The sequence below is a fragment of the Providencia sp. JUb39 genome (genome assembly GCF_012272845.1).
GTDB classification, from domain to species: Bacteria; Pseudomonadota; Gammaproteobacteria; order Enterobacterales; family Enterobacteriaceae; genus Providencia; species Providencia lanzhouensis.
This window is the reverse complement of record NZ_JAAWXD020000001.1, coordinates 2,406,263-2,424,991: the sequence shown is the minus strand read 5'-3', so window position 1 is coordinate 2,424,991 and position 18,729 is coordinate 2,406,263. Positions and strand designations below refer to the sequence as shown.

General features: G+C 40.6%; 28 protein-coding genes and 2 pseudogenes. 23 read left to right on the top strand and 7 right to left on the bottom strand.

The annotated features are described in order from the left end of the window. Positions 1 to 76 precede the first annotated feature (76 nt). From HFU86_RS11270 to HFU86_RS11250, 5 genes and pseudogenes are all read right to left on the bottom strand, one after another. Positions 77 to 1,203, bottom strand: a pseudogene (locus HFU86_RS11270) (site-specific integrase). After that, positions 1,184 to 1,426: an excisionase gene (locus HFU86_RS11265; protein ID WP_154609795.1), complete on the bottom strand. Its 243-nt coding sequence runs from the start codon at positions 1,424 to 1,426 to the stop codon at positions 1,184 to 1,186. The pseudogene HFU86_RS11270 and the gene HFU86_RS11265 overlap by 20 nt, the downstream one beginning before the upstream one ends. Positions 1,427 to 1,905: 479 nt before the next feature. After that, positions 1,906 to 2,148, bottom strand: coding sequence for a hypothetical protein (locus HFU86_RS11260; RefSeq protein ID WP_222717614.1), 243 nt, complete (start codon positions 2,146 to 2,148; stop codon positions 1,906 to 1,908). Between the two features lie 27 nt (positions 2,149 to 2,175). Continuing rightward, complete coding sequence (locus tag HFU86_RS11255; protein WP_187129282.1) at positions 2,176 to 2,406, bottom strand: hypothetical protein; 231 nt, start codon at positions 2,404 to 2,406, stop codon at positions 2,176 to 2,178. 351 nt (positions 2,407 to 2,757) lie between these two features. After that, a complete protein-coding gene (locus HFU86_RS11250; protein ID WP_224120099.1) occupies positions 2,758 to 3,315 on the bottom strand; it encodes a helix-turn-helix domain-containing protein in 558 nt (185 codons plus the stop codon). Between the two features lie 146 nt (positions 3,316 to 3,461). Between HFU86_RS11250 and HFU86_RS11245 the strand changes: the two genes are divergently transcribed. From HFU86_RS11245 to HFU86_RS11195, 11 genes are all read left to right on the top strand, one after another. Next, the gene (locus HFU86_RS11245) at positions 3,462 to 3,683 is read left to right on the top strand and encodes a helix-turn-helix domain-containing protein (RefSeq protein WP_006657725.1); all 222 of its coding nucleotides are present in this window, start codon (positions 3,462 to 3,464) and stop codon (positions 3,681 to 3,683) included. 50 nt (positions 3,684 to 3,733) lie between these two features. After that, positions 3,734 to 4,192: a YmfL family putative regulatory protein gene (locus tag HFU86_RS11240; RefSeq protein ID WP_187129281.1), complete on the top strand. Its 459-nt coding sequence runs from the start codon at positions 3,734 to 3,736 to the stop codon at positions 4,190 to 4,192. 82 nt (positions 4,193 to 4,274) lie between these two features. Next, positions 4,275 to 4,481 carry a hypothetical protein gene (locus HFU86_RS11235; RefSeq protein WP_187129280.1) on the top strand — a complete coding sequence of 69 codons (207 nt, stop codon included), beginning with the start codon at positions 4,275 to 4,277 and terminating at the stop codon, positions 4,479 to 4,481. Then, complete coding sequence (locus HFU86_RS11230) at positions 4,474 to 4,653, top strand: DUF4222 domain-containing protein (protein WP_112860049.1); 180 nt, start codon at positions 4,474 to 4,476, stop codon at positions 4,651 to 4,653. The genes HFU86_RS11235 and HFU86_RS11230 overlap by 8 nt, the downstream gene beginning before the upstream one ends. Before the next feature lie 9 nt (positions 4,654 to 4,662). Then, positions 4,663 to 5,718 carry a helix-turn-helix domain-containing protein gene (locus tag HFU86_RS11225; protein ID WP_187129279.1) on the top strand — a complete coding sequence of 352 codons (1,056 nt, stop codon included), beginning with the start codon at positions 4,663 to 4,665 and terminating at the stop codon, positions 5,716 to 5,718. Beyond that, positions 5,711 to 7,198 (top strand): phage N-6-adenine-methyltransferase, encoded by a 1,488-nt coding sequence (locus HFU86_RS11220; protein ID WP_132495224.1) that lies wholly within the window; start codon positions 5,711 to 5,713, stop codon positions 7,196 to 7,198. The genes HFU86_RS11225 and HFU86_RS11220 overlap by 8 nt, the downstream gene beginning before the upstream one ends. Continuing rightward, a complete protein-coding gene (locus tag HFU86_RS11215) occupies positions 7,195 to 7,665 on the top strand; it encodes a hypothetical protein (RefSeq protein ID WP_132495216.1) in 471 nt (156 codons plus the stop codon). Before HFU86_RS11220 ends, HFU86_RS11215 begins: the two co-directional genes overlap by 4 nt. Further along, positions 7,662 to 7,847, top strand: a complete 186-nt coding sequence (locus tag HFU86_RS20160) for a Lar family restriction alleviation protein (RefSeq protein WP_006661527.1) — start codon at positions 7,662 to 7,664, stop codon at positions 7,845 to 7,847. The genes HFU86_RS11215 and HFU86_RS20160 overlap by 4 nt, the downstream gene beginning before the upstream one ends. Beyond that, positions 7,840 to 8,226 carry a RusA family crossover junction endodeoxyribonuclease gene (locus tag HFU86_RS11205; protein WP_132495214.1) on the top strand — a complete coding sequence of 129 codons (387 nt, stop codon included), beginning with the start codon at positions 7,840 to 7,842 and terminating at the stop codon, positions 8,224 to 8,226. Before HFU86_RS20160 ends, HFU86_RS11205 begins: the two co-directional genes overlap by 8 nt. Then, on the top strand, positions 8,223 to 8,762 hold the full coding sequence (locus HFU86_RS20320; protein ID WP_187129278.1) for a DUF968 domain-containing protein: 540 nt from the start codon (positions 8,223 to 8,225) through the stop codon (positions 8,760 to 8,762). Before HFU86_RS11205 ends, HFU86_RS20320 begins: the two co-directional genes overlap by 4 nt. A gap of 31 nt (positions 8,763 to 8,793) precedes the next feature. Next, positions 8,794 to 9,345: a DUF1133 family protein gene (locus HFU86_RS11195; protein WP_187129277.1), complete on the top strand. Its 552-nt coding sequence runs from the start codon at positions 8,794 to 8,796 to the stop codon at positions 9,343 to 9,345. 157 nt (positions 9,346 to 9,502) lie between these two features. Here HFU86_RS11195 and HFU86_RS11190 read toward each other — a convergent pair whose 3' ends face one another. Further along, positions 9,503 to 9,709 carry a thiamine biosynthesis protein ApbE gene (locus tag HFU86_RS11190; protein WP_187129276.1) on the bottom strand — a complete coding sequence of 69 codons (207 nt, stop codon included), beginning with the start codon at positions 9,707 to 9,709 and terminating at the stop codon, positions 9,503 to 9,505. 304 nt (positions 9,710 to 10,013) lie between these two features. On the opposite strand from HFU86_RS11190, the gene HFU86_RS11185 reads away from it, so the two are divergent. The 4 genes and pseudogenes from HFU86_RS11185 (at position 10,014) to HFU86_RS11170 (ending at position 12,604) form a co-directional block, all read left to right on the top strand. After that, complete coding sequence (locus HFU86_RS11185) at positions 10,014 to 10,241, top strand: hypothetical protein (RefSeq protein ID WP_154609788.1); 228 nt, start codon at positions 10,014 to 10,016, stop codon at positions 10,239 to 10,241. A gap of 370 nt (positions 10,242 to 10,611) precedes the next feature. Continuing rightward, positions 10,612 to 10,827 carry a hypothetical protein gene (locus HFU86_RS11180; protein WP_154609787.1) on the top strand — a complete coding sequence of 72 codons (216 nt, stop codon included), beginning with the start codon at positions 10,612 to 10,614 and terminating at the stop codon, positions 10,825 to 10,827. 437 nt (positions 10,828 to 11,264) lie between these two features. Continuing rightward, positions 11,265 to 11,378: pseudogene (locus tag HFU86_RS20315) on the top strand (hypothetical protein); the annotation flags it as partial. A gap of 80 nt (positions 11,379 to 11,458) precedes the next feature. Beyond that, a complete protein-coding gene (locus tag HFU86_RS11170; protein WP_187129275.1) occupies positions 11,459 to 12,604 on the top strand; it encodes a hypothetical protein in 1,146 nt (381 codons plus the stop codon). Positions 12,605 to 12,704: 100 nt separating this feature from the next. Here HFU86_RS11170 and HFU86_RS11165 read toward each other — a convergent pair whose 3' ends face one another. Continuing rightward, positions 12,705 to 13,265: a hypothetical protein gene (locus HFU86_RS11165; protein ID WP_187129274.1), complete on the bottom strand. Its 561-nt coding sequence runs from the start codon at positions 13,263 to 13,265 to the stop codon at positions 12,705 to 12,707. A gap of 21 nt (positions 13,266 to 13,286) precedes the next feature. Here HFU86_RS11165 and HFU86_RS11160 point away from each other — a divergent pair, with 21 nt between their 5' ends. The 8 genes from HFU86_RS11160 to HFU86_RS11125 all read left to right on the top strand — a co-directional run bounded on the left by HFU86_RS11160 (position 13,287) and on the right by HFU86_RS11125 (position 18,728). Beyond that, positions 13,287 to 13,481 (top strand): hypothetical protein, encoded by a 195-nt coding sequence (locus HFU86_RS11160; protein ID WP_187129273.1) that lies wholly within the window; start codon positions 13,287 to 13,289, stop codon positions 13,479 to 13,481. 78 nt (positions 13,482 to 13,559) lie between these two features. After that, the gene (locus HFU86_RS11155; protein ID WP_036975504.1) at positions 13,560 to 13,760 is read left to right on the top strand and encodes a phage holin family protein; all 201 of its coding nucleotides are present in this window, start codon (positions 13,560 to 13,562) and stop codon (positions 13,758 to 13,760) included. Then, positions 13,741 to 14,310 carry a lysozyme gene (locus HFU86_RS11150; protein ID WP_036980000.1) on the top strand — a complete coding sequence of 190 codons (570 nt, stop codon included), beginning with the start codon at positions 13,741 to 13,743 and terminating at the stop codon, positions 14,308 to 14,310. Before HFU86_RS11155 ends, HFU86_RS11150 begins: the two co-directional genes overlap by 20 nt. A gap of 58 nt (positions 14,311 to 14,368) precedes the next feature. Continuing rightward, entirely contained in the window at positions 14,369 to 14,746 is a 378-nt protein-coding gene (locus HFU86_RS11145; RefSeq protein WP_187129272.1) for a hypothetical protein, read from the top strand. Between the two features lie 1,078 nt (positions 14,747 to 15,824). Continuing rightward, positions 15,825 to 16,178: an HNH endonuclease gene (locus tag HFU86_RS11140; protein ID WP_036975514.1), complete on the top strand. Its 354-nt coding sequence runs from the start codon at positions 15,825 to 15,827 to the stop codon at positions 16,176 to 16,178. A 156-nt stretch (positions 16,179 to 16,334) separates the two neighbouring features. Next, the gene (locus HFU86_RS11135; RefSeq protein WP_006658959.1) at positions 16,335 to 16,808 is read left to right on the top strand and encodes a phage terminase small subunit P27 family; all 474 of its coding nucleotides are present in this window, start codon (positions 16,335 to 16,337) and stop codon (positions 16,806 to 16,808) included. Between the two features lie 3 nt (positions 16,809 to 16,811). Then, positions 16,812 to 18,542: a terminase large subunit gene (locus HFU86_RS11130; protein WP_154599476.1), complete on the top strand. Its 1,731-nt coding sequence runs from the start codon at positions 16,812 to 16,814 to the stop codon at positions 18,540 to 18,542. A gap of 9 nt (positions 18,543 to 18,551) precedes the next feature. Then, complete coding sequence (locus HFU86_RS11125; protein WP_187129271.1) at positions 18,552 to 18,728, top strand: hypothetical protein; 177 nt, start codon at positions 18,552 to 18,554, stop codon at positions 18,726 to 18,728. Position 18,729 lies beyond the last annotated feature (1 nt).

The window sequence follows — 18,729 nt, the reverse complement described above, 5'->3', positions numbered from 1 at the left end:
TTTTTATTGTAACATTTGAAACGGTTATCAAAAAGTTATCAAAACGAATTATCAAAACCAATCAAAATAGTGATCGTTAAATAACTACTTTCACCCAATTCTTACCCCGGTCATCATTATATTTATCGGTCATTCTTTGCGATTTATGACCCAGCAAATCTTTAGTGTTTATCCCTTGCTCGCGATAGAGCCTTTCAGACAAAGAACGTTGTTCATGAAATGAAGCTGGCGTTCCTTCACCCCAATCAATATCAGTTTTATTTCGCGCTTTTTTAAAATTTGTGGTTATTGTATTTGCTGTGACTTGCTCACCGCGATTTGCTTGAGAAGTTGTATGGAAATAATGGATAAGATACTGACTGACAACGCGGTCACGACATCTTGAAATAACTTCTCTCAATGACATATTCAATGCATCAGATTTTAGCGCTAATGGAATAGCTAATTTACTCCCAGTCTTTTCTTGTGTGATATGTAAATGGTCATCCCAAATATCACTAAACTTCATTGCTGAAATATCGCCAAGTCGTTGTCCGGTAATTACCGCTAATAGCATCGCATTACCTAAATACTTATGCTGCTTATCTGCAATATCAAATATTTTTTGCCATTCTTCCAAGTTTAAGCGCTGGCGGGTGATCCGTCGTTTTGGCTGCTTAGTGGCGAGTGCAGGGTTATATCCTGGTGGAACTTCACCAGCATGTTGTGCCTCTTTAAACACATCGATTAATACGGATCGAATAACTTGTGCCATGCGATGTTGGCCATTAGATTTATATTCATCGAGTATTGATGCGATATCTCTCGCATCAACTGCTGGCAAAGGCTTCATTGCGAGAGAGTGGCGCATTAGGTCCACAGGTTTTCTTTTTTGCTTATATGTGTTTTGTTTTATATCACCGTCAGCAAGGCGCTCTTCTTGTATTACCCAGTAGCGATCTAGCCAAGTGTTTACGGTGATCTCTTTACCTTTAATTCTTGCTACTCTATCGCTGATCGCCATGACTTGACGGCTGCGTTGTTCCGCTAACCGGTTATTAGCTTCAATCGCAATTTCACGAGCTTCAGCCTCTTGTCACCGAGGGCATGATATTTGCCAGTTATAGGGTGGCGATAACGCCAATAAACCTTGTTAGCTTTTCTGCTAAATAGTGGGTAGAGATTAGGGATATTGACGTTATTTTTACGTGGACGGGCAGCCATCGTTTAAAATCCTTTGTAATTTAGGGTTATCACTCTTATTGATAACCGGTGATGTCAAATTACCGACTAAGTCGGCATCTTCTCTCACGCGCCAAATACCACCTTCTTTTTGTGCTGGTGGATAGAACAAGCCACTCCTAGCATAGCGTTGTAATGTCCCCAGTCGAGGAGGGCGACTTCTATAACGTTCGCTCGCCCATTCCTCCAAAGTTAGCATTTGCATAATTACCTCCACATTCTGCCGCATACAGATTAAGTATATTTTAGCCACAATATAAATAAGACCACTGGCAGTAATTAAGTACATATTTACCCGTATGGACTGATGCCAATGGTCTTATTTATATTTAGAAAAAGAGGCGGCATGGCACCGCCAAAAATTATCAATAACTAAAACACCAATAGAGATGATAATGAGAACCTGAACTAACTTAGCCACATCAGGCGGCTGTGGTATTCTTGGTAGCCCTACACAACCAAGAGAATTTGAAATGCTAAAATCAACCTTAATTTCTAAATGTCTTTATCAATGCAATATGATCACTGACGTAAAAGGTGGTGAATATGCGGTGCAAAGTATTTTTACTGAGTATTTTCCAAAGCATTCTTTTGATAAATGGAACACCGAATTGTCTGATGATGTTGCTAATCGCTTTCTAGATCTCTCAAAAGGTAGTTCCCAAATACGTGTTGATTCTTTTATTAAAGACCTTTGGGATCTTTAATTGCGGAAAATGCGCCATATTGATGTTGGGTGGTTTTTCCAAACGCATTAGCTTCTTGTTCTAGCGAATTTCTATCCAACATTAAGGTTTCAGTAGTTTTAGCGATAAATGATAAGTAATCAGCAGCGACCGCACCATTAGTGTTTAAGTAACACACCGCGGCGCCATTGACTTTTAGCTCAATAATATTGCCAGCGCTTTCATTTGTTACTTTGGACATGCTAATCACCTCGCAAAATCAAATTAACTATGCACTAATAGTGACTTTACAGCGTTCGGCCTGCTCGAAAATTTCATCATCGAGTTTTTCTATCTTGCGCTGCAGATCTTCTTTTTCTTGCTCGTACAGAGCCTGTTTAGCCTTAAGCGAATCTAGCGTTTTAAATTCAGCGGCCTTTTGAAGGATCCATGCCTGCGCATCTTCCTGCGACATTGGCACGCTAAAGGTTACGATTGGTTCATTTGAATTGGTTTGCATTGTACCCACCTAGTCGTTTGTATTGATAAGGTGAATATAGCAATGAGTATTAGATATAGCAATGGGTATATTATATATATTTTGGTGTGATGTGTATGGTAATGAAATCTAAGAGGTTATTTTTTTCATTTTCAATAAAATACGAAAGGGTATTAGAATTAACATAGAATAATTCTTGCAAATTTTACCTGAGAATATAAAGTATAAAACAATTTACTGTATAAATATACAGTAAGCAACCAAAAGCTATAATGTTATATTCGAGAGGAATGAGACGATGGTGATAGTTTTGGTGAGGAATGGAGCTGGTGAGTATAGAGAGGTGCTTGTTAGTCAAAAAGAAAGAACAAGCTACCTTCTGAAATCACGAACAAGAAAGACGACAACACCGATAAATTGTGCAGAGGATAACTCAATTAATGGCACTCTGTTATCATCAACTGATAGGAAGCCGTGACTACCGCCATCTAAAAATTTATATACAGAAATAGAATTGTTAACCTGTGCTATAACCAGATCCCCCGTTCCTGGTGTTATCTCAGTATCTACGATAGCAATACTTCCGTTCGGTGCCTCAGCGCACCCAGTATTACGGCTCAGTACATACGCACGATAAGATGGTAATGGCTTACCCATAGGGGATATGACGAAATCATCAGTTTCGCCAGACTCATCCCAAACTGAAATGTTAAGAGATTTATCTAGTCTAAACTTTTGTTCGCTATTAGGGCCTTCCATTTCGCCGATGCCATTTGCCAGCCAATCAACATTCACGCCAAGAGCATTAGCTATATCAACTAATTTTACCGATCCTTTAGCTTTTCCATTCACTAAGCGCCAGATTGTGGGCTGAGCAACACCCGATGCTTCAGCTAAAGCACCTTGCGTCATGTTACCCCTATATTTCATAGCCTCTTGGAGGCGTTCAGACAGTGTCGTTTTCATGAATGCGAATTTATAGTCATGCGTATTAAAAATCAAATTCTCATTGCTATTGTATAAATTAATACTCATTGCTATTATTTATCTCACAACAATACTAAAAGGGTTAAAAAATGAAAAACAAAGCAATTCAAAAAGCAATTGATATTGCTGGGGGACAAAAAAAATTAGCTGACCTGTGTGGTGTGAGCCAGCCGACGGTTTGGCGATGGCTTCATGGTGGCGGTGTAGATGCAAGATTGGTTATGTCTATTGTGAAAGCTACCAACAATGCAGTCTTACCTCATGAAATAAGACCAGACCTTTATGAATTAATTGGAACAGGCAAACAATAACAAAACCAACTAACAGAGTTAACTACAAACAAAACAACGGAATTGTAGATATGTGCAAACAAACACTAAAAGAAGTTGTGAAAGAGATGTGTAAGGCATTCCCGGGTGGTCGTTCAGCGATGGCGGGTGCTTTGGGTATTTCTGAAACAACGTTCAACAACAAGCTGTATGAGAAAAACGGCTGTCGCTTTTTTGAAATTGATGAGCTGGAAGCGATTGAAGAGTTGTCCGGTACTGAGTTGCTGGTGGCTTATCACATGGAACGCCACGGGATTACCCCGTCAGTAAAAATTGAAGCTGAAAGCTTAGACAAAGTTGAATTGTTCGATATTCAAATGCGTTTGGGGGCAATGCAGGGGGCGTTAAGCGTTTTAATCAAAGACAGTATTTCTGACGGCGTTTTAACACCAGATGAAATTACAGCTATCTACAGAAAAATGGAGAAAGTCTTTGCTTACGCACTGGGCTTCGTGGGTTCTTTAGAAAGCGTTTATGGGATTAAACAATGATGAGCATAGCTAGAAAGGTTGACGCCCCAGATATGCGGTCCGAGGCGTCGGGGTCGCTAAAAACATTTGTGGAGTAATTAGCATGAGCAGTTTAAACCAAATCAGAGCTAAAAAGCAATTCCGCTGCTTACCAGCTTCTAAAAGTGGTCCGTTTCAATATGTAGAAATCATAACTTCAGCAGATACCTCTGGCAACTACCAGACTGAGCAGCAATTGGTAGATATCGCTGAGTTGAGAAACGACTGGGCTAACTTTTATTTCAATAGCAAAGGCGAGGCGCATGTCTAATGAAAACCCAAATAATCTTAATCGGGTGTATCTGGATAAGCGCGGTATTCGTGTTCGTGTCATACGTTATGAGCGAGAAAAGCAGTGGGTCATATACTTGCGTGACGGCTATGAGCATGAATGCTTCGCCCCTTTGTACAAATTTAAAGATGAATTCACAAGAGTCGAGTAGGTAGTAAGTATGAGCGTAAAACTATCAAGTTATGTTTGGGATGGCTGTGCGCCAGCAGGTTTGAAGATAACCTCAGTTGCTATCATGGCTCGTCTCGCTGACTTCTCAAACGATGAGGGCGTGTGCTGGCCATCGGTGCCAACGATTGCCCGCCAAATTGGTGCGGGTGAAAGCACTGTACGTACCGCCATCAAAGATTTAGAAAAAGATGGCTGGTTATCGAGAGAAAAGCGTCGCAAAGGCAACCGTAATGCGAGCAATATCTATCAGCTTAATGTTAATAAATTAGCTTCACCAGCGAGAGCCGCATTACCTCAACCAGCAGAATCTGATACGTCAAATCCTGACGCGTCAAAATCTGTTGCATCAAAATCCGTTCCGTCAGAATCGAGCAAAAATAATCGTTTTGACCCGTCAGAATCTGGGGGCGATCCGTCAGTAACTTCAAAACAAGATCCATCAGTAACTAACTCTTCGTCGCAGAATTCTGGCGAATCCAGCGACAAGCCTAAAATTGATTTTTTAAATCGTTACCCAGAGGCAGTGATTTACAGCCCTAACTTCCAGAAATGGGGATCTGCGGATGACCTCAAGTGTGCTGAGTGGTTGTTTGGTCGCAAGTGTGAAGTTTTCAAAGAGCTTGGGCTGCAAGAGCCGAAAGAGCCAAATTTCACTGAGTGGGCTAACGATGTTCGCTTGATGGTTAGCCAAGACGGTCGCACCCACAAAGAGATTTGCCAATTCTACAAACGCGTTAGCCATGATGAGTTCTGGAAGAAAAACGTTCAGTGCCCAAGAACACTGCGTACCCAGTGGGATGATTTAACCCTCCGTTTAGCGGGTGAACAAAAAGTTTCCATCGACCAAGTTCAGCGTGATGAGGCATTCACTCGCATCATCGGCTCACATTCTAAGCCTCGAAATCGCATCGAAGAAATTGCAGCAGAGTTAGCAGGTAAATCAGGCGTACGTCGAATGAGTGATTTTGTTGGACGCAAGGCATGGGCAGGTATTTGGCAACAGGCAGCAGAACAAGCAGCGAGAGGGGTGCCATCTGATGATTAATGTATCAAGCTTTTCTGGTGGTCGCACTTCAGCGTTTATGGTCCATTTACTTGAACGAAAAGCCGCTAAAGAAAATTTAACAATAAAACATGTCTTTATGGATACCGGTGCGGAACATCCTAAAACCTATGAATTTATCCGTAATGTTGCCAAAAACTGGAATATTGACCTTATTTGCCTGCGACTTGTTATTGATCCGGAACTTGGAAAAGCCAACACCTACAAAGTTATTTCAGTTGATGACATTGGGCATGACTTACAACCGTGGATAGATGCTTGCAGCAAATACGGCACTCCATACGTTCATGGTGCATTTTGTACTCGAACGATGAAAACAGAGGTTTTCACTCGTTACTGTACAGAAACTTACGGTGAGTACCACACATGGCTAGGCATTAGAGCTGATGAGCCAAAACGACTAAAAGAGCGTGAAGGCGTTTCATATTTGGCGGATATCAGTGATGTTGAGAAGCAAGACATTCTTGACTGGTGGGCTGAACAACCTTTCGATCTAGACCTACCTGAACACTTAGGTAATTGCGTTTTCTGCGTTAAAAAAGGCATTAATAAAATTGCTTTAGCAACTCGTGATGAACCAGAACTAGCCCAGCAATTCCTTAATGTAATTACCGATAAATCTGTTCGTGTTGTAGAACGCCGCCAACAAGAAAATAAAATCATGTATCGAGGTAATAATTCACTCGAAGGCATTATTGCCATGTTTGCGGATCATTCTCGTGATGATATAGCGGCAACTATCCGTGGTGCTGGTGGCTATGATGCTGGTTCATGCAGTGAATCATGCGAGCCATTACTATGCGAACAGGAAGAAGAACAGAGCGAGTATGTTAAAAAACTCAATGTATTGAAGTCAAAGCCTACTCACAAACTTAATGAGATTGGGGATCAGTGGCAATCTCCCGAAAACCTGGTGTACGGCGCTAACGCAATCTATGGACCATTCACGCTGGATTTATTTACTGATGGTGAAAATAACAAAGCCCCACATTTTTACACAGCAGAAGACAATGCGCTCACTCAAGATTGGTCGGAAAAGCTAAAAGAAATCGGCGGTGTGGCATTTGGTAACCCTCCATATTCAAGACCTTCATATCACGATAAACAGGCCATCACAGGTGTTATTCACATTATGAATTACGCTTCAGCGATGCGTGAAAAGGGCGGTCGTTATGTCTTTTTATTGAAAGCAGCAACAAGTGAAAGTTGGTGGCCACAAAATGCGGATCACATCTGCTTTATTCGTGGGCGTATCGGTTTCGACGTTCCTAAGTGGTTTAACCCTGCTGATGAAAAACAAAAACCTACCGGGGCATTTTTCGCCGGAGCAATTGTTGTTTTCGATAAAACTTGGACTGGCAAAGCATTTGATTACATCAATCGTGAAGAGCTAGAGCAGCGCGGCAAAGCATTCATAGAGCAAGCGCAGTGGTTAGCTAAAAAGATGGGGGTGGCTGCGTGAAAGATTACATGTATCAACAAGGGATTGATTTGATCAAGGCGATGCGTAGCTACGATAATTTCACTGTCAAAACATTGACGAGTGGATGCGCTATTCACAATGCCACTGCACGTCGATTATTGAAGGTAATGGTTGAACTTGGGTGCGTGAAATTAATTGGTAAATATAACGGTAAGGTGACCCCTGAAAATCGTTATAGAGTAGATCCTTATGCGGTAACGAAATTAAAGGCTGTGAAGTTAGAGGCTGAAAGACTGAAGGCTGAAAAGCTGGAAGCGAGAAAGGCGGCAAGGCGAGTGAAAAGGGTAGAAGTAAAACCTGTAGTTGAAATGCCAGCAGAGCGCTCTAAAAAGAAAGAAACGGACTCTTTGGGTGAAATGAGAGTTGTTGAAAAAGCTTACATCGGCGATATGGGAAGTCCTTTGCTTAAACAACTAGATAAATTGCTGGCGGGAGTTAGAGCATGAAAGACAAGATGCCAGAAATCCAGCCTTGCCGTTATTGCAATAGTTCTGACACAACAGTTGAAAGTCATAGTTATAGAACATGGTTCTATGTCAGATGTCATAGCTGTGGCGCTAAAGGCCCCGATGTTAATGATAAACCAATGGCAGTAATTGTATGGAATAAGGGGGTAATTAGTGAGTAACTCAATATCTCTAACACTACCATTTCCTCCAAGTGTTAACGCTTGCTGGCGGAATATCAACGGTAAAACTCTGATCAGTGCAAAAGGGCGCGCGTTCCGGGCAAATGCAGCTGCAGCCATCTATGAGCAATTACGTAGAAGACCGAAAGCAATCACTGAGCATGTATCTGTCACTGTGAAGATGTATCCACCATCAAAGCGCCGAATGGATATCGATAATTACTTGAAAGCGCCTTTTGATGCATTAACACATGCGGGTGTTTGGAGTGATGATGTTCAGGTTAGGCGTGCAATCATTGAATGGTGTGAAGTAGTCAAGGGTGGTCGGTTTGAAATTGAGATACGCCCTCTTAATACAGAAGGGGGGAAATCGGCATGATTCATCAGTGGATATTAACTCCCATCATCATTCCAGAAGTGAAGGCAGTGATGTTTAAACCAGGAGCGAGCCTAGGTATGTTTAGTGGCAGAATGCTGATCACGACATTACCTGATGAATTAAAGCATCAACCCTCGGGTTTAATCTCTTCTTCTCAACATAACTTCAGTGACGAGGTGAATGGTGAACTGGTATCAAAACCTGTATTAAATTTAACCATAGACGCTGAGCCACCAGCAAGCTTTATGAAATTACCAAAGCTTCAGCGCTGGGAGAGTGTGAGATATCTGCAATGGGTTAAATCACAGCCGTGTTGTGTTTGTGGCGCCACAGCTGACGATGCTCATCATATTATCGGCTACGGGCAGGGTGGCATAGGCACAAAGGCTCATGACTTGTTTACTATCCCATTATGTCGGGTTCACCACAGTGAATTACATAAGGATCCGAAAGGGTGGGAACAAGAAAACGGTGGCCAGCTAGTTTTGTTATTTAAATTTCTAGATCGCTCTATCGGTCTAGGCGTATTTGGTTAATGCAGAGTGCGGTCTGCTAAAGAGGTATTAAGTGATTTATCCATTAACTACAGGTAAAGGCGAAGAACATTTAAAATTACGTACATTGGAAAGTGTGTGGATCCGTGGGCGTTTAAAAATGTGGGGAAGATGGGCAGCATTTAGCAAGGTTCCTAGTGCAGCGGGAATGTTTAATCAGTTATTGGAAGAGCCAACAATCACCAAAAAAGCGTTAAGAGACGCAATGAAAAGAATGCGAACTTCAGGGCTATCCAAAGAAACGCTATTGATGTTTCTTGAAGAGTTTAAGGACAAAAAAACACTAAGTAGCATGTGGTTCTGCTCGGATGCTGAAGGTGGAAAAATGGATAAGGTCATTTGTGAGGTCATGAATGCGGATGCTGGTTTATTGAATATTCTAAAAGAGCATTATGTTTATAAAAAATCTCAACATGAAATTGCGCTGGAGCTTTGTGATAAAGAAAGGCGTTACTGCCTTCGTACATATCAGGACAGAGTTAAGGCGTGGTTAAGTGTTGCCGAGTTTATGTTATATCGCCCAATGTGTGACGAATTCGACCATAAGTATCATTATAGTGAATAAGCCTTGACTATTTTGCCGATAAAGTTATAGTTTTCGTATATGCTGCACGAAGCTGTACAAGCAAGGCAGTAAACAAATTTAAGGCCTCGCATCTGCGGGGTTTTTTGCTTTCTCAATAATGAAAGCTCTATTTGCCATCTTCTGTCTAATTCATATGCTAGATAGTTTTATCTATAGCTCTTTCAATCGCTTTACATTCAGGACCATTTCCACTGAATTGCTCTATTTTACCCGGTAAGTTACCCTCGGGAGTATCCATCTTTATCACGCAAGTATCTGGTTTAGCTTGGGGCTTAGTGTTCGATGAACAACTTGTTACTAAGGCGATAATAAAAAATACTAATATAGCTTTGTTTTTACGCATACTCTTTATCCTGTTTTTAAAGGGTAATTATTAATGCTACCAAAGGTTAAGAGTGAAGTACAAAGTAATCCATAAAGTCGGTCGGTACGTTTTATTTATTTTCTATAACGTTTAAATGGTAGGTCTGCCACTCTTTAAATCGACCCGCAAAGCTAGGAGTTACCTTTTCATTGTGGATAACGCGAATGCTGAGTACCTACTCATATATTCTTCCAATTATTTATCTGCGTTAGATCTATTCATTGATGTGAAGCCGTCTATTTGCTAGGTTGAAATAACGGGGAAAAGAATAAGGTAGGGCGTTATGGATTATTATTTAACGAAAAGTGATCGCGATGGAATAGTCGTATTACATAAAAAAGTATGCCCGCAACTTATTCAACACAGTAATGCTGCTTATGTTGGTTATTATTTTGGTGAATATGGCGCAGTACAGAAAGTTGAAAGCATGACTGCGAGCACTGTTGTTAGTTGTCCTGAATGCATGACTAATATGCAAGCTGAGAATAGCGTTTTTGAAAAAAAACGATAAATACTAGTTACTATCATTTTAAGTATAGGTAGTAATTCAACAACAAAATATTCCAAGGGCTGCGCATAGCGTATGCCTTTTTCTATTTAAGAGAAGTATCGAGTGAAAAAATCCTAGTCACCGTAACTAAGCTTAATGGGTAATTTCATTTGAGATATACCAACAAGGTAATCTGTTGGTACAAGATACCTTTAACGGTAGTCGGATACTAAATTTAACAAAAAATACAATATTGATTGTATTTCAAGTGAGGTAGCCATTGTGACCACTCATTGTGATAGTGACGCCACAGATATCTCAGTTAAAGTCATTAGCTAGTTAGCAGTAAATACAATAATCTATCTCTGGGTACCCAATAAAGGAAATAGATATGTTTGTAGATAGTGAATTACTGCCAGACCCAGACAATATAAATTCAGTTTTGGGATGGGGAGTGGTTAAATATAACCCGTGGCATCTTGATAGCGTACATGCTACTAAAACTCAAGCGGAATTGAGAGCATCGTTATTAGGTAATGGCTATAAAGTGCATTATGGCTCACATAAATTACAAAGTGACGATTTTATCTGGAACAAAGTATCCTAGGTAAATGACTCCAATAACTTAATTTCAAAATATTAGGTCACTTCGGTGACCTTTTTTATTGAAGAAAAAATGAAAAATTTATTTATTAATCTGTGTAATAAGTTATCTGGTAAAGCAAAAAAGAAATTAAGCCTCTCTTGGTCATTCCGTTGTTTCCTCACCGATTCCAAATACAAAGTTTATTGGCGAGCAGTATTTCATGAATTTATCGAAAACCCCATGTAGAGAAATAGATAGCTGCGCATAAGGCGGAGTTGCGTCTGCCAACTATTCAGTTCTAGCTGTTATTGCTGGTGACTTTCTATTAACTAAATATCGGACACTCTGAAGGAGTATATGCATATGGATAAATTAACGACTGACGCCTCCGATGCTGCTTCGACAGGTTCAACGTTTACTGGTTAAAGCAATTATTAGATGGTTTTTCATCGGCGCAATGGGCTGCTATTGGGGTCTTGAGAAGTCTGCTATTGGGTGTGGCTACATACTTTATTCTACGAATTTTAGGTGCCAATCTGATAAGAGTGAATACGTTGTTACCTAACTTATAGAATGAAACCTCGCTTAAACTCGAGGTTTTTTGTATTATTCCCACAATATGCATTTATAAATATAAAGGGAATGAACAGTTATGACCACTCGTTTAAAAGATAACATATCTAGCATTGGTGCAATAATAGATATACTTAGTAACGATGATTCATTTGAATTTATCTTTGATAATAATTCAGATGAGCAGTTGTCTCGACAATTTTTTTCTAAAATAAAAGGCACGTTTGAGCTTGTAGGTAAAATGTATATTAGTTTAGATGATACCTGTACAATTACTGGTGATATAAATTTTCCCATTGAATACAAAACCAGTGAGGATATTATGCTTTCATACTCTCTAATGTTGAGATATATTTCAGAATATATTTCAAGGATTCCTGATGGGTATAATTATGTATTTTTAGCGAGGTTACTCGAAGAGCCGAAGAAATTTGAATCTCTTTTCCATTTATGGGGGGAGGCTGTCTTCGATCAATTGGATTTTATATTTAATCAATCACAATATTATTTTATTAGAAAGTTATTGATTGAAATTAATTTGCGTGTAAGCAAGACGACGGAAATTAACTCAACACTTGAGAGCATTCAAGAAATTAAAGATGAAGTGAGTACTAAATTCGAATCTATCGAAGGTAAAGAAAAAATAATCTCTGATTTATTTGAGAGTAAAGTGAAAGAAACTAATGAGTATATTGAGGAAAAAGAGAAGCACATAACTACTCTTAGAGAGTATCTGGATGGAGTCGTTTCTGGCTATAATTTTGCTGGTTTAACAGGTGCTTATAGGGATTTCTATACATCTAAAAATAAGGAGAGATGGGCGTCATTAGTCGTCCTTGTAGTGCTGGCTATTGCATCATTTTTACCTATGGGAATTAAAGTATCATCTGAGTCTTCAACGAAATTAACTGATATTAATCTGATGCATTATCTTGGGGTTTCGGCATTAACCATTATTTTACTATATTTTTTTAAAGTCGCACTTCAGAATTATAATTCAATTAAAACAGAGCTCACACAAATAAAATTAAGAATGAATCTGTGTATGTTTGTTGATAATTACTCTGATTTTTCTAAAAGTAAGGATAATAGGGAAGCGTTAGATAAATTTGAAAATATTATTTTTTCAAATATTCAGCTAAACGAAAATAATATACCATCAACATTCGATGGTTTAGAACAGTTAGCTTCACTTATAGATTCATTAACAAAACGAAGTAAGTAATAAATTAAGCATCAGAAGGCTACGAATCGCGTAGCCTTTTTCACTTTTAAGCATGATAGAATGGTACTGATTATTTCAATTTAACCGTGTTATAGAAACTTTACTTTAGCGCCAGAGTTTCAATTTCTAGATAAAAAGCAAGTCTAGACATTAAGAATGCAAAGCATATGAATAACTTTAATCTGTTTGGCGTGTTTTCATCATAAATTGAGTATTCAGTGATCGTTGATCCATCCTTGCTTTTTACGAGCATCGGGTCATCTATTTTCCATGCATCGGCTGGATTTTCTAGTTGAAAACTCTTTAATAAATTAACTAGCTTATCTATTGACTCATCAGAAATTAAATTATGTCCGCTTCCATGAGCTAAATTATTTCTTATTGAGTTAATCATTTTTAGAACGCTATACAGAGCGTCGGGAACTCCCAAATTTCGAGCCAGCTTAAATTTATCGCTACAGTTAATTCTTACGGAATAGTTACCTTCTCCGAAAAAATTATCGGCATCGCAAGCCGCGCAAATCCAAGCCTCGGATAATTGCTCGCTCAGTAAGTGAATACGTAAAACGGCGCCAATATCATCCTCTGTTCGAATGGCTTGCATCAATAGTTTATTGACGCCAATTTCATTAACCTTATTTATAAACATCTGTTTGTTCATATCAGTTCCTTGGGAGGGAGTATGGATCTTAAAAATATCATGATGATCAATATATCAGATACAGGCGTCTCGTTAACCTTTAATGGAGGAATGGCTAGCTATGATAAAGATGGGAAACTTGAGGGTAGTATTGGTGACAGATCCATCATTCCAACTCATGTAAGCTTTGCTGATACACGGTCCAATCAAAAACAATCAGCTAAATCACCAACCTAAAGCACTAACAAATCTATAGCTACCATTGCTGGTGGCTTTCTATTAACTAAACATCGGAACACTCCGCAGGGGGTGGATATGCGTATGCACGAAAAATACTCTAGCCCCTTTTCTTATGCTCTCGGAGTCATCACTACTGCAGTCGGGGCTTTATCGTTAGATCAGTGGGCGGTACTCATTGGGATCATATGTACAGTCGCAACATTTTTGGTGAATTGGTATTACAAGCGGAAAGAATTCAAATTAAGAGAGGCTAACAGTGGCAAAGATACCAAATAAAATTAAAACAGCTGCCGCTGGTGGCTTAATGGCCTTGACGGTAAGCATGATTGCTTACTTTGAGGGCATGGAAACTAAGCCGTATAAAGATGTAGTTGGTGTGCAAACTGTATGTTATGGCCATACAGGTGCTGACATCATTCCCACTAAAACCTATTCCGAATCAGAATGTTTAGCTTTGCTTGAAAGAGACCTCAATAAAGTCAGGAAGGGTGTAGACCCGCTAATCAAAGTTGATCTAGACGATAACATTCGAGCCGCAATCTATTCCTTTGCTTACAACGTGGGAACAGGTGCTTTTGCGCGTTCTACGATGCTGAAGAAGCTAAATGCTGGTGATATCGCTGGTGCATGCAACGAACTTAAACGCTGGACATACGCAGGGGGTAAAGAGTGGAAAGGCTTGATAACGCGCAGAGAGATAGAGAATGCTGTATGTCTTGGAAAGTTCGCCTATGCATATCCGCTTTCATTATCGGGATCCTCATTTTCTTGGTCGCTGGCGTATACGTACTCCGAGATGACACATGCGGCAATACTGATAAGGTAAGTTTAGAAAAGCGCTGCCAAAGTGCGGTCAATTACAACAAAGCCCGGCAGGTTAACTTATGAAGATAGATAACTCGTTTTGGCTTTTTTTAATGTTAGTTGCTGTTAGTTGGTTGGCATTGACGCTTTATGATAATAACACTGCAGTTAAGAACGACAACGACAAGTTAAAGCAAGATAACATCAAACAAAGTGCAGTCATTGCCATTCAGTCATTTCAATTCAATCGCTTAAATCAGATAGCAACAACAGCATACCGGAACGGCATTCAAGCTGATGCGAAAGCGCAGGAGAAAATCATTGAATATAAAACGATACTCAAAGCAGAGTCTTCTTGTGATTCTCTTGTGCCTCAGCTTGTTACTGATGGCTTGTTCGAGTACACAGACGAGTTACGAGCGCGCGCAATGCGTTCCAATTCCATCAACATTGACTAATTCTGTGGTACCGCCATTGCCGCCTGACAGTGACGGTAAAACCCTATCATTCAAAGCGTCTGTATTATGGAACAGATTATTGCTGGGAACGATAGAAAAAGCGAATGAGCAGCTTAAAGCAATACAGGAAATTGAAGCTGAGAGAATTAAAAAATAGACCCACGTGTCTAATGAGGGTCTGAATGTATAGGATAGTTTAAGTCTTATTATGTTTTGTCTGAGTAGACGTGTCATACATGCTCGCGGCTAGTATTAGCTTGGTAAGCGAGCCTATTCAACGTACTCCATTGTTTAAATAATAGCCAACTTATATTTGTAAAGGTTCATAACCATCAGCTAATCACCGATGACTTTTTGCTTTTGATAAATAAAAATGCCCAAGAAATCGGGGCTAAATGAGAATAAATGCTTTTGAATAGAGCTTCACTATACGTTAAACACGAAAAGCTACAACAATAAAAAAGTAGTATTCTCAAGCAGATATTACAAATCGGAGCCTCGTAATGCGGGGCTTTTTTATTGGTGTAATTATTCCAACATTTGAAAATTAATACAGAGATAACAGCATAGTGAAAACCTACAGCTTTCCGCCTTATGGCTCCGGATACAATTCGAGTGTCGTAGTGGTACTTGACCGCATGACTCATTTCGAGGGCATTAGTTTTAATGGCATTCAAGGTGCTGAGATTCATTAAGATACAGGCGCAAATTAATCACTACATGAATTTACACAATAAGATGGTCAGTTGTGATACACCATGAAGTAATCACTATCTGTGATGGTGACGAAATTATTTATGGAGATCTTAAGGCTCTGAAGAACATGGAGTTTTACAACTGGAAGGGTAGATTTAAAAAATAGACCCCGTGTCTAAAGAGGGTCTTAATGTCGTAGGCTTTAATATAACTTATTGTTTTTAGGTTTTGTTGAAAGGTCATGCATGTTTAGGTTTCAAAGCTAAAGCATACTTCAACGCGGCAACAGTACGCGCTTACCTAGACAATAGCTACCTTATATTTGTAAAGGTTTATAGCCATCAGCTAATAACTGGTGGCTTTTTCATTTGTGGAGAAAATTATGCCGCCTCGCATACCTCGATCTTGTCGCAAGCATGGCTGCAGTAAAACAACCACTGACCGTAGTGGTTATTGTCAAGAGCACATGAATACAGGATGGGAAAACCACCAGCAAGGCAAGAGCCGTCATGAGCGCGGTTATGGCTCCAAGTGGGACAAGATACGTGCTCGCGTTTTGCATCGTGATAAACATCTATGCCAAGAGTGTTTGAAGTCAGGTAGACCAACTGAAGCAAAGACAGTGGACCACATCAAACCTAAGGCGCATGGTGGTACCGATGATGATAGCAATCTGCAATCGCTGTGCTGGTCGTGCCATAGAAGCAAGACGGCAAGTGAACGAACCAGAGGATAATCGCTATATTGCGATAACTCACAAGGGGGGAGGGGCGGGTCAAATCCCTACCACTCTCGCCCTAAAGTACCGCCGCCTTACCTTTTGTTATATCGCCGCAGGTTAGAAAACTTTTTTATGGGGATCCCCAGCGTTAATTAATAGGAGGTTTCTATCATGGCTGGACCACCTAAAACCCCGTCACATCTGCAATTGGTGAGGGGGAACCCATCAAAACGCCCTATTAATAAACAAGAACCAAAACCGCCGTCAGGGGTACCCCAAACACCGAAGTATTTTGATAAGCGGGGTAAGTATTGGTTCAAGAAAATGGGCGAAGAGTTAGATGCATTGGGTGTCATGAGCACACTCGATGCAAAAGCTCTGGAATTATTAGTTGAGGCATACGTTGAGTACCGGCATCACTGCGAAGTGCTCGATACTGAAGGTTATACCTACAACACCACGTCAATGACTGGTGACATTATCAAAAAAGCGCATCCAGCGGCTGCAATGAAAGCCGATGTTTGGAAGCGAATCCGAGCTATGCTCAGTGAATTTGGCATGACACCTTCAGCAAGAACAAAAGTCAGTGTCAAAGGCCCTGAGCAGGAAGATCCACTAGAAGCATTTCTGAAAAAGCGCAAATGATGAATGGCAACCGTAGCAGATGGAATTCAGTACGCCGAGCAGGTCGTGGCTGGAGAAATTGTTGCGTGCGAATTGGTGCGCTTAGCGTGCCAGCGTTTTTTAAATGATTTAGAGCATGGTCCTGAGCGTGACATCTATTTCATTGAAGCTCGCGCACAGCACATACTCGACTTTTACAATTTTATCCCGCATGTCAAAGGGGCATTGGCTGGAAAGCCGATTGATTTAATGCCGTGGCATGTCTTTATCTTGATTAATATTTTCGGGTTCGTGATCCCGTTAATTGATGAATTAACCGGTGAACACGTTCTTGATGATGATGGTGATGCCATCTTTGTTCGTCGTTTTCGAACCGCATTTAATGAAGTGGCTCGTAAGAATGCAAAATCAACGCTCTCCAGTGGTATCGGTTTATACATGACCGGGGCTGATGGCGAAGGTGGTGCTGAAGTGTATTCAGCAGCAACGACTCGCGATCAAGCACGTATCGTGTTTGAAGATGCCAAAAATATGGTCAAAAAAGCGAAAACAACGCTAGGTCGCTTATTTGATTACAACAAGTTAGCTATTTACCAAGAGCGAACGGCGTCTAAATTTGAACCACTTTCCAGTGATGCAAATAACCTCGATGGCTTGAACATTCATTGCGGGATAGTCGATGAGCTCCACGCTCATAAGACTCGCGATGTGTGGGATGTTCTTGAAACGGCAACAGGTGCGCGATTGCAGTCGCTTTTATTTGCCATCACAACATCGGGTTTTAACAAAGAGGGGATCTGTTACGAGCTACGGGATTACGCAATTAAAGTTCTAACGGGTGTTGTTGATGATGACACTTTCTTTGCCATTATTTATACCCTCGATGAGGGCGACGATGATTTTGATGAATCCGTTTGGATAAAAGCTAATCCTGGGCTTGGTGTCTGTAAGCGTTTTGATGATATGCGACGTCTGGCCAAGAAGGCGAAAGAGCAAATTGCTGCTCGTCCTAACTTTCTCACTAAGCACCTTAATAAGTGGGTTAATGCTGAATCTGTCTGGATGGACATGAGTAAATGGGACGCCGCTCCAGCTAACGCACCTGATGATGAGTTGAAGAATTATCCTGTTTGGGTTGGTGTTGACTTGGCTAGCAAAATTGACGTTGCCGCAGCAATTAAGATGTATGAGGACGGGCAGGGAAAAACGCACATTAAGTGCAAATTCTGGATACCCGAGGATCGCATTGATACTGCACCGAAACACATCGCTGAGCTTTACCGGAAATGGGAAGATGCAGGTCACCTTGAATTTACTGACGGCGAAGTGATTGATCATGACATTATCAAAGACGACATCCTGAAGTGGTGTGAGGGTGATGATGTCCGTGAATTAGGGTTTGACCCATGGAGTGCAGTTCAGTTCTCTCGCCGGCTAGCTGAGGAAGGCGTTCCGTTAGTTGAGGTTGCTCAAACAGTTAAGAATATGTCTGAAGCCATGAAAAGTGTTCAGGCTGATGTGTATGCAGGTAAGTTCCACCACGATCACAACCCAATGATGGCTTGGATGTTGTCCAACGTCACCGTAAAACCGGATAGAAACGAAAATATCTTCCCTAACAAATCCACACCTGAAAACAAAATCGATGGTCCTGTTGCCATGTTTACTGCAAAAAGCCGTCAATTGGTGGGTGGTGGTGAGCCACAACAAAATTTATCCGATGTATTAGCGACTCGCGGGTTGCGTTCTCTCTAAGGAGATTCAATGAAATTTTTAACGATTACAGCCTTATTGGTTGGGATTGCGGGCGCCTGTTTACTGTCGTTTGGTGCTTGGTTGGTTTATCCCCCTATTGGCTATATCACTGCTGGGTTGTTATGCCTTTTATGGTCCTACTTAGTTTCTAAGTCGATGGATCAGCCGAAAAATGGTAAGGGGTAAC